This is a genomic window from Eilatimonas milleporae (assembly GCF_003688555.1).
Taxonomy (GTDB): Bacteria; Pseudomonadota; Alphaproteobacteria; order Sphingomonadales; family Kordiimonadaceae; genus Eilatimonas; species Eilatimonas milleporae.
The window spans coordinates 24,129-39,606 of record NZ_REFR01000002.1; the positions used below are offsets into that span (position 1 = coordinate 24,129).

Here is a 15,478-nt window from a genome sequence, read left to right on the forward strand (position 1 = left end):
AAGCGCTTGGGCAGAGAAGGCGTCAATCAAGCGCTTGGGGGTAGAGGTATCAATTCTCCTTATCCGGCCGGGCTTTACTGGCCCTGTCCCAGCGAATAGCCGAGCTTGCCGTCAAATTCATACAGATGTTCCGTCTTGACGAAATCGACGCCCCGCCCGGCAAGGGTGGACAGGGCGCTTACAATATCTTTATTGCCCGGCGCGGTTCCCTCGCGCGCCATGAAACGGCAGCGCCAGTGGTCGGTGCAGAAGGTCTCCGGCAGGCCGGAGGGCCAGACCTTGACACCGCGATTGGTGATCAGCACCAGGTCGAAGGGGGCGTCCCCGTCCAGAACCAACTGTTCCGCCAGACTGTCGGCATCGCCGCGCCAGTGCGTAAAGATGTCGATCCCGACGAGGTCTTTTTTCAGGGGTTCAGGGCGCGAGTAGGTCGGCACAGCCACGGGTGCCGTAGCCTCGTAGTGCACGGAGGCAAGTTTCTGCGGGGTTTGGCCAAGCCGTGCGATAACGGCATCCGCGAAGGCATCGGTGCCGACCTGCTCGCTGGAGGAAGCCTCATCGAAAATATCGGCGGTATGAACACCGTCTTCGATGGTTTTCAGCCATGCATTGTGAACTTTTTCCGCCACATCCGCCTGGCCGATATGCGTCAGCATCATGACGCCGGCCAGCAGCAGACCCGACGGGTTGGCGATATTCTGCCCGGCAATGGTCGGTGCGGACCCGTGAATGGCCTCGAACATGGCGCAGTGTTGGCCGATATTGGCACTGGGCGCAAAGCCGACCGACCCGGCGATTTGCGCGGCCACATCGGAGATGACGTCGCCGTAAAGATTGCTGGTCACGATCACATCGAAAATCTCGGGCGTGTCGGCAAGCCGCGCGGTGCCGATATCGATGATGAAATGATCCGCCTTGATCTCGGGATACTCTTTCGCCACCTCGTCGAAGACTTCGTTGAACAGGCCGTCCGTCATTTTCATGATGTTGGCCTTGGCGAAGCAGGTGACTTTCTTACGGCCGTTCGCGCGCGCATATTCAAAGGCGTAACGGACGATTTTTTCACAGCCGGGCCGCGAGATCAGCTTCAGGCACTGAACCACTTCGTCCGTTTGCCGGTGTTCAATACCGGCATAAAGGTCTTCTTCATTCTCGCGTACGATGACGATATCCATCACCGGATGTTTCGTGGCCACATAAGGGGCATAGGAAACGCACGGACGGACATTGGCAAAAAGGCCGAGCGATTTGCGCACGGTTACGTTCAGGCTTTTGTAGCCGCCGCCTTCGGGGGTGGTGATGGGTGCCTTGTAAAACACCTTGGTGCCGCGCAGGCTGTCCCAGGCCGTCGGCTCAATTCCCGACGAGTTGCCGCCCAGATATACCTTTTCGCCGATTTCAATGGTTTCAACGCGCAGTTTCGCGCCGGCGGCGTGCAGGATTTTCAGGCTGGCCGCCATGATTTCAGGGCCGATACCGTCGCCGAAGCTGACGGTGATCGGAGTGCCGTCCTTGGCGCCGGTCAGTGCGCTGGCTGTGCTGGTATCGAGATGGCTCGGCAATGGCAAATTCACGAAAAGTCCCCTTCTCAAAACTGTTTTCAGCATGGACATGTTTTTCGTGCACGCTTCAGCGCGCGTTTTTCCATGCCTACAATTATAGATATGGGATTTTGCTTGGCTTTGTAAAATTGATAGTTAAAAACTAATCTATTGAAATTTTCAATAATATGGGGGTAGCCCATGGCTGGTGAAATCGATCTGGACCTGCTCAGGGCCTTTGTAACCGTTGTGGATTGCGGCAGTTTTTCCCGCGCGGCGGAACGCCTGTTGCGCAATCAGTCGACAATTTCGCTGAAACTGAAACGTCTGGAAGACCGGGTGGGCGCACCGCTTCTGATACGCAGCCCGCGCCATGTGGAACTGACGCCGGAGGGGGAGGCGATTCTCGGCGATGCCCGTCGCATGCTCAATCTCAGCGATGCCATGATGGCGCGTGTGAAGGAGCCGGAGATGTCGGGCGTTGTGCGCCTTGGCGCACCCGAGGATTTTGCCACCACCCATTTGCCCAGTGTTCTGGCACGGTTTTCCGAAAGCCATCCGCAGGTATCGCTTGAAGTGACCTGTGCCCTCACACTGGAACTGGTCAATGCCTTTTCCGCCGGGGAACTGGACTTGGCGCTGGTCAAGCGCGACCCGCACGACCAGGGTCCTGCGGCGGATGCCGCCGCCTCCTCGGACGGGCCGGCGCCCAAGGGTGTGGATATGGCCCAGTACGCCACCCCGTCGATCGGCAGCTTTTCGTCCGACGGTACACGGATCTGGCGTGAACCTCTGGTCTGGGCCGCGGCCGAGCGTTTTTCGGACAGTCTGACGGAAAGGCAGTCCAGTGCCGTGCCGCTTGTGGTGTCTCCGCGACCGTGCGTGTACCGGAACCGTGCCGTCAAGGCGCTGGGTGTTGCCAAACGGGACTGGCGTATTGTCTATACCTGTGCCTCATTGTCGGGCACCCAGGCGGCTGTGCGTGCCGGCCTCGGCATCACCGTCCTGCCGAAGGAAATGGTGCCGGCGGATTTTGTCATATTGAACGCGGCCAATTCGGATCTGCCGGATCTGCATGATACGGAAATCGCCCTGCTGGTCGCGCCGCAGATCAGCCGTCCCGCCCATGAATTGAAGGATTTTGTCGTCAGGTCGCTGAGCCATACCATTGGCCGGTAAGGACTTCACAACCCCGAGGTCCCGATTGCGCGCTGACCACACGGGGGGTAAGCTGTCATGCAGGGGTGACAAAAGACGGGGCGACCAAAAAAACAAGGAGCCTTAACTTCATGACGCGACGGCATATGGGCAAAACCGGGTGGGCAGCAGCCTGCTTCCTCACTCTCGCCACATCAATTCCGGTCCTGTCAATACCGCCGGCGGCAGCGGAAGACAGGGATGTCGAATTTACCAATGCAGGTGACGGTGCGCGCCTGCAGGGAACGTTGTCCCTGCCCGAGACGGCAACGGCGGAACAGCCTGTTTGCGGCGCGATTTTGCTGAACGCTGCGGGTCTGCAGGACCGCGATGGCACCATTTTCGAACAAAAACCCTTCAAGGCGCTGTCGGATGCCCTGGTGACGCGCGGCTTTGCCGTCTTGCGCTATGACGACCGGGGTGTGGGCAAATCCAGCGGCGAGGTCAAGACCGCCACAAGCCGCACCTTCGCCGAGGATGCCGAGGCGGCTTTCAGGCGTATGACGGCCGTCCCGCAGGTCCGCCGGGACTGTACAGGTTTTATCGGCCATAGCGAGGGGGCAATACTGGGCGCCATGGTCGCTGACCGCCGGAAGGATGTGGCCTTTCTGGTCATGCTTGCGCCGCCGTCGGTCAGGGGAGATGAAATCCTGCGCAGCCAGACCGCAGCGGCCATGCGCTCGGCCAATGCCCCGTATCGCCTGATCAAGGAGAATGACGGCTATCTGACGCGTCTGATCACGGCCGCATTGGACAGTGACCGTGACAGGTTGGAGCGGGAAGCCAAGGTGATCGCCGATGAAATCGACCAGGGCGAGGCCTGGGTCGAAGGACAGGTCGCGTTTCTGAACAGCGACTGGATGCGGGCCTTTCTCGCCTATGACCCGGCCCCTCTTTACGGGCGGCTGCGTCTTCCGGTGTTGGCTCTTTTCGGTGATAAGGACCAACAGATTCTGTCCCGCATCAATCTGGAACCGGCGAAAGCCGCCCTGTCGGGCAATGACGATGCCGAGGTGACGCTGGTCATCGGAGCCAACCATCTGTTCCAGAAGGCCGAGACCGGGTCGCCGCGTGAATACCAGGATATCGACCACGCCATGCACGGCGGTACACTGGACCTGATCGGGGACTGGCTGGCGCGCAGCATCGCTGCACGCTAGCCGTTTTGTCCCCGACCGCGATCAAACGGCAGGAGACAAAGCGATCCGTTTCAGTAAAGCCCTTCCAGACTGTCGCGGTAGGTTTCGTTCACCACATGGCGCCGCACTTTCAGTGTGGGCGTCATCTGCCGGTTTTCGATGGAGAAGGCTTCATCGGCGATGGTGAAGCGCCGGATTTTTTCCAGGTTGGACAAGCGTTTGTTGACGCGGCTGACAGCGGTGTCGAGAGCCTTGTGCAGATCCGGGTCCGTCTTGAGATCGGCCAGATCGCCGTTTTTGCCGTGTGCCTTGACCCACCCGGCCAGCCATTCGGCATCCGGTACGATCAGGCCGACCAGATGCGGTTTGCGGTCACCGTAAACCATGGCCTGGGCAATCTCGTCTTCCAGTGCGAGCAGGCCTTCGATCCTTTGCGGGGAGACATTGTCGCCCTTGTCGTTGACGATGATGTCTTTCTTGCGGTCGGTGATTTCCAGATATCCGTCTTCGTCCAGGCGGCCGATGTCGCCGGTGTGAAGCCAGCCGTCCATGATGGTGCGGGCGGTGGCGGATTCGTCACGCCAGTATCCCGGCATCACCAGTTCGCCGCGCACAAGGATTTCGCCGTCATCGGCAATTTTGACTTCCGTCTCGGCTAGGAGCTGACCGACCGTATGCATACGCGGTGCGTGCGGCGGATTGACGGAAATGACGGGCCCTGATTCCGTTTGTCCGTAGCCCTGCAGAAGCGGCAGTCCCAGGGCGGCAAAGAAATAGCCGACATCGGGGGCCAGCGGTGCCCCGCCGGAGACAAGCGCCCTCAGACGGCCGCCGAATTTTTTCTGAACCTGACGGCGGACCGTTCTGTCCAGAAACGCGTTTAACAGTCTGTCGATCAGTCCGAGACTGCCGGGATCGGTCAGGTTGCGTGTGCCCAGGTCGAGACAGCGGGCGAACAGTTTCTGTTTCAGGCCGCCTTCCTTTTCGATCTGTCGTGTCAGGCGTGTACGCAGCATCTCGAAAAGACGGGGGACCACGACCATGATGGTGGGTTTGGCCTCCGTCATGTTGACGGCCAGTTTCTCTATCCCTTCGGCGTACCAGATTTCCGCCCCCAATATGATCGGCAGAAACTGGCCCGCCGTGTGCTCATAGGCGTGGCTCAACGGCAGGAAAGAGAGAAAAGCGTTGTCTTCAAGTCCAAGCGGCTCGACGACTTTCCGTGCGCCCTCGCAATTATGCAGGATGGCGCCGTGATGGATCTGAACGCCTTTCGGGGCCCCGCCGGTGCCGCTGGTATAGATCAGGCAGGCGATGTCTTCGCGCTTGACGCCGGCGGCGCGTTCTTTCAGGGCGGCAAGGTCCGGTGTCGCGCTGTCCAGGCACTGTTGCCAGCCGTGCAGCTCCACATTCAGGCTCTGCTCGACACCGGCTTCTTCCATGGTGATGGCATGGATGAGATCGTCGGCCTGATGGGCCGCTTTCAGAAACGTGCGGGCCAGCGGTCTGCTTGAAATAATCGCGGCCTTGGCGCCACTGTTTTCCAGAATATGCAGATAGTCCGGTACTGTGTAGGTGATATAGGTCGGCACGGAAATGGCGCCCAGCGCCATGATCGCCATGTCGGCGATCAGCCACTCGGGGCGGTTTTCGCTGACAAGGACCACCCGGTCCCCCTGTTCCACACCCAGTGCGCTCAGCGCGGCGGCGAGCCGGGCGACACGGTCGGCGATTTCAGTCCAGCTCAGCGACTGCCACTGTCCGTCTTTTTTGGTGAATGTAAGGGGGCGGTCGCCCAATTGCGCGGCCTGCTCGAAAAACATCTCGGTCAGGCTGTTCCAGCGTCTGGCTGCCATTCTTGTCTCCCCCCTCCCTGAGAAATAGTCATACACGGCCTTTGGAGCAAAGCCCTCGAAGACCGGCCCGGCGCGTCCGCGTGAAGGCGGGTCGCCGTCGTGGCCGCGAACTCATGTGCCCCGCACCGTTGCGGGGCCGCATGCAACACCGGCCGGCCAAGCCTGTATGCGCCCTATTTGCCGCATTCATTCCGGCAGGGCAAGCATGCCATATACCATGGACGACCCCCTGTTTACCCCAAATCGGCCTGTGATGCCGGGTTTGGGGATATCGTGTGCCTTCCGGGTCGTTGCATAAAATCACCATGCCGACTGTAAAGTCGTGCCGAGAAGACTTTAAGCTTGCACGGGCAGGGCCGGAATGACATATGCAAAAAGATATTCAGTATTCAAAAGCATTTACACACCGGTCGCCGATTTGACCGGCCCGCGATACAGACGGATATGAGCGAAGGTACACTGACACAGAACGCCCTCCCGGATGGAGAAGACGGCCCCCCCGATCTTGAGCGGCGGCTGCATCTGCGCGCCTTTGATTATTGGCGATCCCTGTGCGGGGATCGCCTGTTGCCGGCGTTCAGCGATTTAAGCCCTGCGGGACTGGCCCCTTTCAAGGCCGCATCCCTGCTGCTTGAGCGCCAGGTGGATGGCACGGTTCTCATCCGTTTCATCGGCAGCGATATCGCGCGGATCGCCGGACCGGACCTGGTTGCCGGCGATGTTCTCGGTGCCGGCGATGTCACCGGTTTTTCCCGGGCCTTGCTGGCCGAGTTGCAGACCATGCGCGGCGACATCAAGGCTGCCGAGTTCGAGTATGTCGAGGTGGATCTGGCCAGCCGCGGTGTCCTGCTGCCGCTGTCGGCGCCGGGCGGGGCCCCGACTTTCACCCTGATCGTCGCCGGCAAGATGCCCCTGGACGGCGACGATCTCATGGATATCCCCGAGGAGGACGCGGCCGCGTCGGGCCATGATGCCGAAGACGCCATTGCGCCTGCGGAAGTGCGGCAAACCGATGACGGTGATAGCGAAAATCTCCATGCCCTGATGGACACGGCCCGTGCCGCCGCCGGAACATTGGCGCATCCCGGTCTCGATGCCCGTGAACAGTTGTATGACACCCTGGCCGCCGCGCTCGCCCTTCATGAAATGGGCGAGGTGGATGCCGCTGCCTATCGTACCCTGTTGCGGGATGCGAACCTGAAACGCCAGGCCCGCGCACCCTTCACCCCGGCCTTGAAGCTGGTTTTTGGCAAGGAATACGACAAGACACGCCTGACCGAATATGCAGCGGCCATTGCCTATGCCCGCCGTTTCGATGTCGCGAGTGACGGTCTGGCCGCTTTTCTGCGTGAACAGCCCGGCGGCATCAAGGGATGCGTCAAGGCGGAACGGGAAGCCAAGCGCGGTGAAAGCGGCAGTCCGGCGGCCCGCCGTCAGGCGGCGGCTCGCCGCCATTTGCGCCAGATGCCGGCCAGAAAACTGAAAAACATGGATATATCCGGTGAATTCGGCCTTGTTCTGGTGCGCCGCAAAGCCGGAGGCGGCACCGAGGCCGTGGCTGCCGCGGAGGTGGCCGACGGCACGGTCGATGCCGTGATCCGCCGCATCGCCGGGCGCCAAAACGACAAGACCTCCTGAAGATACAGCCGGACTGAATGCGGTAAATGCGGCATCTGCGCGGCGGCAACCGGGCAAATGCAGATTTGAAAGCGATTACGCTTGCAAGCGGGTGTGGTGTTTGACAAGACAGCCCCAATATCTTCAGGGTGTTAAGGGCCGGCCCGCACAGGAGCCCGGCGGGAGCGGAGGACATACAAGTGACCCGAGACGAGGATCACAAACGCATCATGGCCGACCTTGGCCGTGTGGCCCATGAACGGTTCGCCGGCGAGGAACTGGAAAGTTTTCTGACGTTTCTGGACTGTTTTTATCCGCCGCAAAGTCCCGACGATCTTCTGGATCAGCCCGTGGAAACCCTGTTTTCCATCGCTGCGGCCATGTGGCGCGCTGCCGCTGAACGCGTTGTCGGCACGCCGTCCCTGACCATCCTCAATCCGCGCGGCCAGGAGGAAGGATGGTCCAGCCGTAACACGATCCTGATGATCGTCAATAACGACATGCCGTTTCTCGTGGATTCTCTGACCGGTGCGCTGTCCCTGACATTGCGTCAGCGGCTGCACATGATGCACCATCCCATTCTGCCCGTGGTGCGGGATGCCGACGGCCGGCGGTTGCCGGAAGAAACCGATGAAGCGTTGTCCCTGCGTGAATCCTACATCTATATCGAGATCGATCCTCAGTCCGACGAGGAAATGCTGGACCATATCCGGCAGACGCTTCTCAGTGTTCTCTCGGATGTCAGCGCGGTGGTCAAGGACTGGAAGGCGATGCTGGCCAAGATCGACGAAACGGTCGCATCGCTGACTGTCAATCCGCCGCCCGTCGATCAGAACGAGGTGGATGAAACGATCCGTTTTCTGCGCTGGCTGGGCGACGATCATTTCACGTTTCTGGGCTTTCGCGAATACCGGTTTGACGTGGCTGCGGAAAATTTCGATTTCGGCCGTGTCGAACGCTCCGGCCTCGGCATTCTGCGTGACACTGAACGCTATGTCCTGCGTGACAAGGATGGCCTGACGCCGATGAGCCGGGAAATCCGTCATTTTCTGACGCAGCCCGAACCCCTGATCATCACAAAGGCCAATGTGAAATCCTCCGTGCACCGTGTGTCGCACATGGATTATGTGGGCGTTAAGATCTTCGACGAAAACGGCGTTGCCGTGGGCGAGCGCCGTTTTGTCGGTCTCTTCACATCGCTGGCTTACAGCCAGTTCGCCCATGATGTGCCGCTCCTGCGCCACAAGGTGGCCCGGATACAGGAACGCGCCCTGTTCGAAAAGCGGAGCCACGCCGGCAAGGCCCTGAGCCATGTGCTTGAAACCTTCCCGAGGGACGAGCTTTTCCAGATATCCGAGGCGCTTCTGTATGAAACCGCCATGGGTATTCTACAGCTGATCGAACGGCCCCGCCCGCGTGCATTCGTCCGCCGGGACGAATTTGAGCGTTTTGTCTCCGCCCTGGTTTATGTTCCACGTGAAAACTATCACACCGGTCTCAGGGCGCGTGTCGAACAGATATTGTGCAATGCCTTCAACGGCGAAGTGTCGGTGTATTATGCGATGCTCAGCGATGCCAGCCTGGCGCGCTGGCATTTCATTATCCGCACGAAACCCGGCGCGGTCCCGTCAGTGGATGAAAAGGACGTCAACGCCCAGATCGCGGAAGCGGCCCAGGGTTGGAATGACCGTCTGCAACTGGCCCTGACGGAGCGTGGCGGCGAGGAACGCGGCAACAAGCTGTTCCATATCTACAAGGACCGTTTCAGCATCGCCTATCGGGAGGCGTTTTCGCCCAAACAGGCGGCCTATGACATTGACAAGCTGGAAACCATCAGCGGCAAGGATGAGGTCGGCGTTGATTTCTACCGTCATCTGGACGACGGGGACGGCCGCTATCGTCTGAAACTGCATCACGGCCAGCGCATGGTGCCACTGTCCGCCTGCATGCCGATCCTGGAAAATATGGGTTTTCGGGCCCTCGTTCAGCATTCCTACCAGATGGTCGGCAGTGGTCAGGGTCATATCCATGATTTCATGCTGGAATGCGCGCGGGTGTGCAGTTTGTCGCTGGACGAACTGAAACCCCTTGTCGAAGCCCTGTTCCTGCGGGTGATGAGCGGTGTCATCGAAAATGACCGCTTCAACGAGCTGACGACACTCGCGTCGATTCCGTGGGACCGTATCCTGGTTTTCCGGGCCTATGGCAAATATCTGCGGCAACTCGGTCTTGGGTATACGCCGACCTATATGGCGCGGTGCCTTGGTGCCCATCCCGATTTCGCGATGAAATTGTGGGATCTGTTTCAGGCCCAGTTCGATCCGGACAGCGTGGACGAGGACCGCGCCGAAGCCCTGGCGGCGGATATCCGTGTTTCGCTCGAGGCCGTCAGCAGCCTGGATGAAGACCGGATTCTGCGCGGATATCTGAACGCCATCCGCGCCACATTGCGCACCAATTTCTATCAGACGGGCGTGGTTGAAGGTAAAAAGCCCCATGCGCTGGCCTTCAAGATCCGTTCGCGCGATGTCGAAGAGGCGCCTCTGCCCCGCCCCTATGCCGAGATCTGGGTCTACAGCCCGCGCGTGGAGGGGGTCCATCTGCGTGGCGGGCCGATTGCCCGCGGGGGCCTGCGATGGTCCGATCGCCGTGAAGATTTTCGCACTGAAATTCTCGGCCTGGTCAAGGCGCAGCAGGTCAAGAACGCCGTCATCGTGCCGCAAGGGGCCAAGGGCGGCTTTTTCGCCAAACGCCTTCCGTCGCCCTCGAAACGCAAGGCATTTCAGGATGAAGGCGTTGCCGCATACAAAACCTTCATCGCCAGTCTCTTGTCCCTGACGGACAATCTGAAACAGGACAAGGTGAAACCCCCGCTGAATGTGGTGCGGCGGGACGGCGATGATCCTTATCTCGTGGTTGCCGCCGACAAGGGAACGGCGACTTTTTCCGATACCGCCAATGCGTTGAGCCAGAAGGCCGGTTTCTGGCTGGACGATGCTTTCGCCTCGGGCGGATCGAAGGGATATGACCACAAGAAAATGGGTATCACCGCGCGCGGGGCATGGGTGTCGGTGCAGCGCCATTTCCGCGAAATGGGCGGCAATGTACAGAATGATCCCATCGATGTGATCGGTGTCGGCGACATGTCCGGAGACGTCTTCGGCAACGGCATGCTGCTGTCCAAGACGATTCGCCTGAAGGCGGCCTTCAACCATGTGCATATTTTCATCGATCCCGACCCGCAGAATGCGGCGGCCCAATGGGATGAGCGCAAGCGTTTGTTCGAGACGCCGGGATCGACCTGGCAGGACTATGACGCGGCCCTTATTTCAAAAGGCGGGGGCGTCTTTTCCCGTACGGACAAGTTCATAGCGCTTAGCCCGGAAATACGGGCCTGGTTGCATGTGGAAGACGCACAATTGACTCCGTCGGCCCTGGTCCACGCCATTTTGAAGGCGAAGGCCGACCTTTTGTGGTTCGGCGGGATCGGCACCTATGTCCGGGCGGAAGAGGAAAGCAATGCCCAGGTCGGTGACCGGGCCAATGATGCGTTGCGGATCACGGCCGATGAACTGCAGGTCAAGGCTGTCGGCGAAGGCGGCAATCTGGGCATGACACAACGTGCCCGTATCGCTTTTGCCCGCCGGGGCGGCCGCGTCAATACCGACTTTATCGACAATTCCGCGGGCGTCGATTGCTCGGACAAGGAAGTGAACATCAAGATCCTGCTGTCGCTGGCGGAAAACCGCGGCAAGCTTACGCGCGACGAGCGGGACGTCCTCCTTGAAGAGATGACCGACGAAGTCTCCGACATCGTTCTGAGCGATAATTATTTGCAGACCCAAGCCATATCGCTTGCCCAAGACGGTGCCGTTTCGGAACGGGAATATCATCTCGGCCTGATCCGGGCCCTGGAACGGGACAGCGATCTCGACCGTGAGATCGAAGTTCTGCCAAGCGACGAAGGCTTTGCCGAACTGGCTGCCGGCGACGCCGGGCTCAGCCGGCCGGAGCTGTCCACTTTGCTGGCCTACGCCAAAATGTCCCTGACCAGCGTTCTGACCCGCAGCAAGCTGATTGATAATCCGGTTCTGCGGCCGGAGCTTGAATGGGGGTTCCCATCCGTTCTGCGCGAGCGTTTCCCGGACGAGATTGCCGACCACCGGCTGCGCCGCGAGATCATTGCCACCGTCCTTGCCAATGCGGTGATCAACTGGGGCGGGCTGAGCTTTGTCTACGAGATTCGCGAAGAAACCGGCCTGGGTGTCGAAGATATTGTCGCGGCCTTCGTCACCGTGCGCGAAGCGTTCGAGATGACACCCCGCTGGGAGGCGATCAATGCCCTGGATTATGACGTGCCGTCGGCCATCCAGCACGACATGCACCGGTCGCTGTCGGAATCGCTGAAAGCGCAGGTGCGCTGGATGCTGCGCAGTCTGCCGCGCCCCCTGGATATTTCCGCACTGGTGGAACGATACCGGCTGGCGGTACGGGCCCTGTTCGATATTGATGTCAAGGTATTAAGCGACCCGGCCCGCGAGGCTTTTGAAGAACGCCGGGAAATCTATAAGACAACCGGCGTGCCCCATGATCTGGCCACCTATGTCGCCGGGCTGGAGTTGTTCCGCTCGGCCTCCGACATTATTGTCGTCGCGGAAAAAACCGGCCGGTCGGTGGGCGATGTGGCGACGGTACATTTCGCACTCGCCGATCTGCTCGGCTTCGACTGGCTGCGCCAGCGCGCCGATCGCATTATACTGGATGACCACTGGGACCGACTGTCGATCCGCGCCGACCTGGAGGACCTGGAAGATCAGCAGCGTATCCTTGTCGAGGCGGTTTGCACCGCCGCTGGTAAGGACACCGATGTCAGCAAGGCGGTCAAGGCCTGGGCCAAGAAGGAAAAGACCCGTGTCATCCGGGCAAAGCGTCTGATCGACGACCTGACGGCCTCCGGGTCCCTGACACCGCCCAAACTCAGCTTTGCCAACCGGCGTCTGCGGTCCATTCTGCGGTAATGTCGCGCAAAGGCGGCTTTTGCCGCCTTTGCGAAAAACGGTTCAACCGTTGACGTGCCCGGCGTTCCGTCATTGCAAGACGGGGCGCCCATACTCCCTGTGATCAGGCGGCCGGGTTTAGGAAACGGCCGGCATTCCAGTCGTCAATGGTGGCAAGAATTTCTTCCCGCGTGTTCATGACGAAAGGTCCGTAGCGCGCCACCGGTTCCCGCGTTGGTGCGCCTGCGGCCAGGATAAAGCGGGTGTCCTTTTCCCCGGTCACGCGCAGGGTGTCGCCATCGCCGAGGATGGCAAGCATGCGCGGGCCGAAGGTTTGGCCCTTTATCTCCGCCTTGCCTGCAATGCCGTAGAGGAAAACGGTGTGGCCCGGTTGCACCGGCAGGATGGCCGTGCCGCCTGCGAGTGTTATGTCGGCATAAAGCGGCCGCACCGCAATATCGCGGACCGGTCCGGTTTTGCCGGCCAGGTCGCCGGCGATCAGCCGGGCTGAATAGCCGTCTCCGGCAATGACGGGAATGTCGGTGGCCGTGATGTCCTGATAGCGCGGCGTTTTCATCTTGTCCTTTGCCGGCAGATTGACCCAAAGCTGCATACCGTGCACGAGTGAGCCGTCCTCGACCGGCATTTCGGAATGGACCAGCCCACGGCCCGCCGTCATCCACTGCACACCGCCGGGTCCGATCACGCCGGCATTGCCCGACGTGTCCTTATGACCGATCCGGCCCGAGAACATATATGTTACCGTCTCAAAGCCACGGTGCGGATGCTCGGGAAAGCCGGCGCCGGTGCCCGGTTTCAGCTCAAACTCGTCCAGCAGCAGAAACGGGTCCACAACCGACAGGTCCTGTCGTCCGATGGTACGGTGTACCGTGGCACCGACACCCTCGCTTTGCCTTTGCGCCCGCACCAGTTTTTCAATACTGCGATTGCTCATGGTTACTCTCCTTATCCTGTCGCCCGTCGGGCGATACGTGCCGGCCCGTTTCAGGCCGTCATCCCGTCCCGGCCATGCGGGAGGGTCAGGTCGCCACCGGTGCCCATCGGTACAATCCCGGTGGGGTTGATGGTGCGGTGGCTCGCATAATAGTGCCGTTTGATATGATCCATGTTGACGGTCCGGGCGATGCCGGGCGTCTGATAAATGTCCCGCGTATAGGCCCAGAGACTGGGATAGTCCTCCACGCGGCGCAGATTGGTCTTGAAATGACCGTGATAGACCGGATCAAACCGCACCAGCGTCGTGAACAGGCGGATGTCCGCCTCCGTCAGTTGTGTGCCGACCAGAAAGCGCTGCGTTGACAGCCGCTCTTCCAGCCAGTCCAGCGTATCGAAGAGCGGGCCGAGCGCTTCCTCGTAAGCGGCCTGCGTGGTCGCGAAGCCGGCCTTGTAGACGCCGTTGTTGACGGTGTCGTAAACCCGCTCGTTCACGGTATCGATTTCTTGCCGCAGGTCTTCGGGATAGAAATTTCCCGCCCTGGCGCCAAAGGAATCGAAGGCTGTGTTGAACATGCGAATGATATCGGACGATTCATTGTTGACGATGGTGTTCGTCTTCGTGTCCCAAAGCACGGGCACCGTCACCCGGCCCGAATAGTCCGGTTTGGCGCGGGTATACAGTTCGTGATGATACCGTGTGCCGTTGACAGTGTCTCCGGTGCTGCCCTCGCCGGTATCGTAGGTCCAGCCATGTTCCAGCATAATGGGGCTGACGGCGGACACACCGATCATGTCTTCCAGACCCTTCAACGCGCGCACGATCAGTGTGCGGTGCGCCCATGGGCAGGCATAGGACACATACAGATGGTATCGCCCCGGTGCCGCCTCGAAGCCCTCTTCGCCAAGCTGATGGCGAAATTGCGAGTCCCTGCGCACGAAACGGCCACCGGTGGAGGCCGTGTCGTACCATTCGTCGCGCCAGGTGCCATCGACCAGAAGTCCCATATCCTTCTCCTTTGTGTCTGTTGGCGGGCATCTGCCGGTGCCGCCGGTCTGTCGGAGAAGATAGGGTGGCGTGCCATGTGCAGCTAGACACCGGGAAACCAAGGGTGTGTTGCGTTCCCCGCAACGACCGCAAGCCCAAGCTCAAAGGCTTTTCATATCAGGGCTGTCAGAGACCTTGCCGGTGGGATGGGTCGGCAAACCAGTTGATCAGGAAATCGATCAGCCTGCGGACCTTGGCGGGCAAATGCCGCCGTTCCGGGAACATGGCGTAAAGTGCGCCGTCACCGGGTCTGCTGTCACTCAGAATTTCGGTTAACCGGCCATCCGTCAGAGCGTCGGCAACAAAAAACCGTGGCAGGCGGGCCACGCCCAGCCCGTTGATAGCCGCACTTGCCTGAAGTTTGCCGGAGTTTGTGACCAGAAAGCCGTCGGGGCGAACCGTTTCCTCACGGCCGGCCACCATGAAACTCCATTCGTTTTGCACCGTCTTGTTGGCATAGAAGACCGCCCTGTGGTTCGTTGCGAAATCCTGCGGTGTCACCGGCACGCCGTGTTGTTTCAAATAAGCGGGACTGGCGACGGTCACGAAGGAGATGGGCGCAATCTTGCGGGCGATCAGGCTGGTATCGTGAAGTTCTGTCGCGATACGCAGGCCAACATCATAGCCTGCGCCGACAATATCGACCCGTTCATCCTTGAGGTCGATATCCATTTTCAGCTTTGGGTTTTCGTCCATGAAACGGCAGAGCGCTTCACCCAGGCACAGGTCGGTGAAGGATTGTGGCGCCGTAAGCCGTAACCGTCCCACAAGCGGACCGTCCGCAGTGTTCAGACTTTGCCGTGCATCTTCCACATCGTCCAGAATACGGACGGCCCGTTCGTAAAACTGCTGGCCTTCGTCGGTCGGTGTCACACCACGGGTCGTGCGGGTGAGAAGCCGGACTTCCAGATCCTCCTCCAATGCGGCAAGACGCCGGGATACGACGGATTTCGTCACATGCAGCATCTGCGCCGCACGTGTCAGGTTGCCGGCTTCAACGGCGCGGCAATAGGTTTCCAGAGCGATCAGATCCATCGGCGCTTCCTCCAGAATACAATGCCAGCCCCCGCAAAATGCGATTCTGGTGTCCCCAGCGCAATGCTTTTCCGGATATTAAAAGCCCTCCGCT

The 15,478-nt window shown here is 60.1% G+C and carries 9 protein-coding genes; 4 read left to right on the plus strand and 5 right to left on the minus strand.

Going from position 1 to position 15,478, the window contains the following annotated elements:
* Nucleotides 1-74: 74 nt before the first annotated feature.
* Complete coding sequence (locus BXY39_RS00510; protein ID WP_425458903.1) at nt 75-1,460, minus strand: NADP-dependent isocitrate dehydrogenase; 1,386 nt, start codon at nt 1,458-1,460, stop codon at nt 75-77.
* A 282-nt stretch (nt 1,461-1,742) separates the two neighbouring features.
* On the opposite strand from BXY39_RS00510, the gene BXY39_RS00515 reads away from it, so the two are divergent.
* Complete coding sequence (locus BXY39_RS00515; protein ID WP_121936894.1) at nt 1,743-2,720, plus strand: LysR substrate-binding domain-containing protein; 978 nt, start codon at nt 1,743-1,745, stop codon at nt 2,718-2,720.
* Between the two features lie 110 nt (nt 2,721-2,830).
* Nucleotides 2,831-3,898 carry an alpha/beta fold hydrolase gene (locus BXY39_RS00520; RefSeq protein WP_121936895.1) on the plus strand — a complete coding sequence of 356 codons (1,068 nt, stop codon included), beginning with the start codon at nt 2,831-2,833 and terminating at the stop codon, nt 3,896-3,898.
* Nucleotides 3,899-3,948: 50 nt separating this feature from the next.
* Here the strand turns inward: BXY39_RS00520 and BXY39_RS00525 are convergent, their stop codons facing one another.
* A complete protein-coding gene (locus BXY39_RS00525; RefSeq protein ID WP_121936896.1) occupies nt 3,949-5,733 on the minus strand; it encodes an AMP-dependent synthetase/ligase in 1,785 nt (594 codons plus the stop codon).
* A gap of 444 nt (nt 5,734-6,177) precedes the next feature.
* Here BXY39_RS00525 and BXY39_RS00530 point away from each other — a divergent pair, with 444 nt between their 5' ends.
* Both BXY39_RS00530 and BXY39_RS00535 read left to right on the plus strand, forming a co-directional pair.
* Entirely contained in the window at nt 6,178-7,371 is a 1,194-nt protein-coding gene (locus BXY39_RS00530; protein WP_121936897.1) for a PAS domain-containing protein, read from the plus strand.
* Between the two features lie 179 nt (nt 7,372-7,550).
* Nucleotides 7,551-12,368: an NAD-glutamate dehydrogenase gene (locus BXY39_RS00535; RefSeq protein ID WP_121936898.1), complete on the plus strand. Its 4,818-nt coding sequence runs from the start codon at nt 7,551-7,553 to the stop codon at nt 12,366-12,368.
* Between the two features lie 103 nt (nt 12,369-12,471).
* Here the strand turns inward: BXY39_RS00535 and BXY39_RS00540 are convergent, their stop codons facing one another.
* The 3 genes from BXY39_RS00540 to BXY39_RS00550 form a co-directional block, all read right to left on the minus strand.
* Nucleotides 12,472-13,302, minus strand: coding sequence for a pirin family protein (locus BXY39_RS00540; protein WP_121936899.1), 831 nt, complete (start codon nt 13,300-13,302; stop codon nt 12,472-12,474).
* A gap of 50 nt (nt 13,303-13,352) precedes the next feature.
* A complete protein-coding gene (locus tag BXY39_RS00545; protein WP_121936900.1) occupies nt 13,353-14,309 on the minus strand; it encodes a glutathione S-transferase family protein in 957 nt (318 codons plus the stop codon).
* A 166-nt stretch (nt 14,310-14,475) separates the two neighbouring features.
* Complete coding sequence (locus tag BXY39_RS00550) at nt 14,476-15,384, minus strand: LysR family transcriptional regulator (protein WP_121936901.1); 909 nt, start codon at nt 15,382-15,384, stop codon at nt 14,476-14,478.
* Nucleotides 15,385-15,478 lie beyond the last annotated feature (94 nt).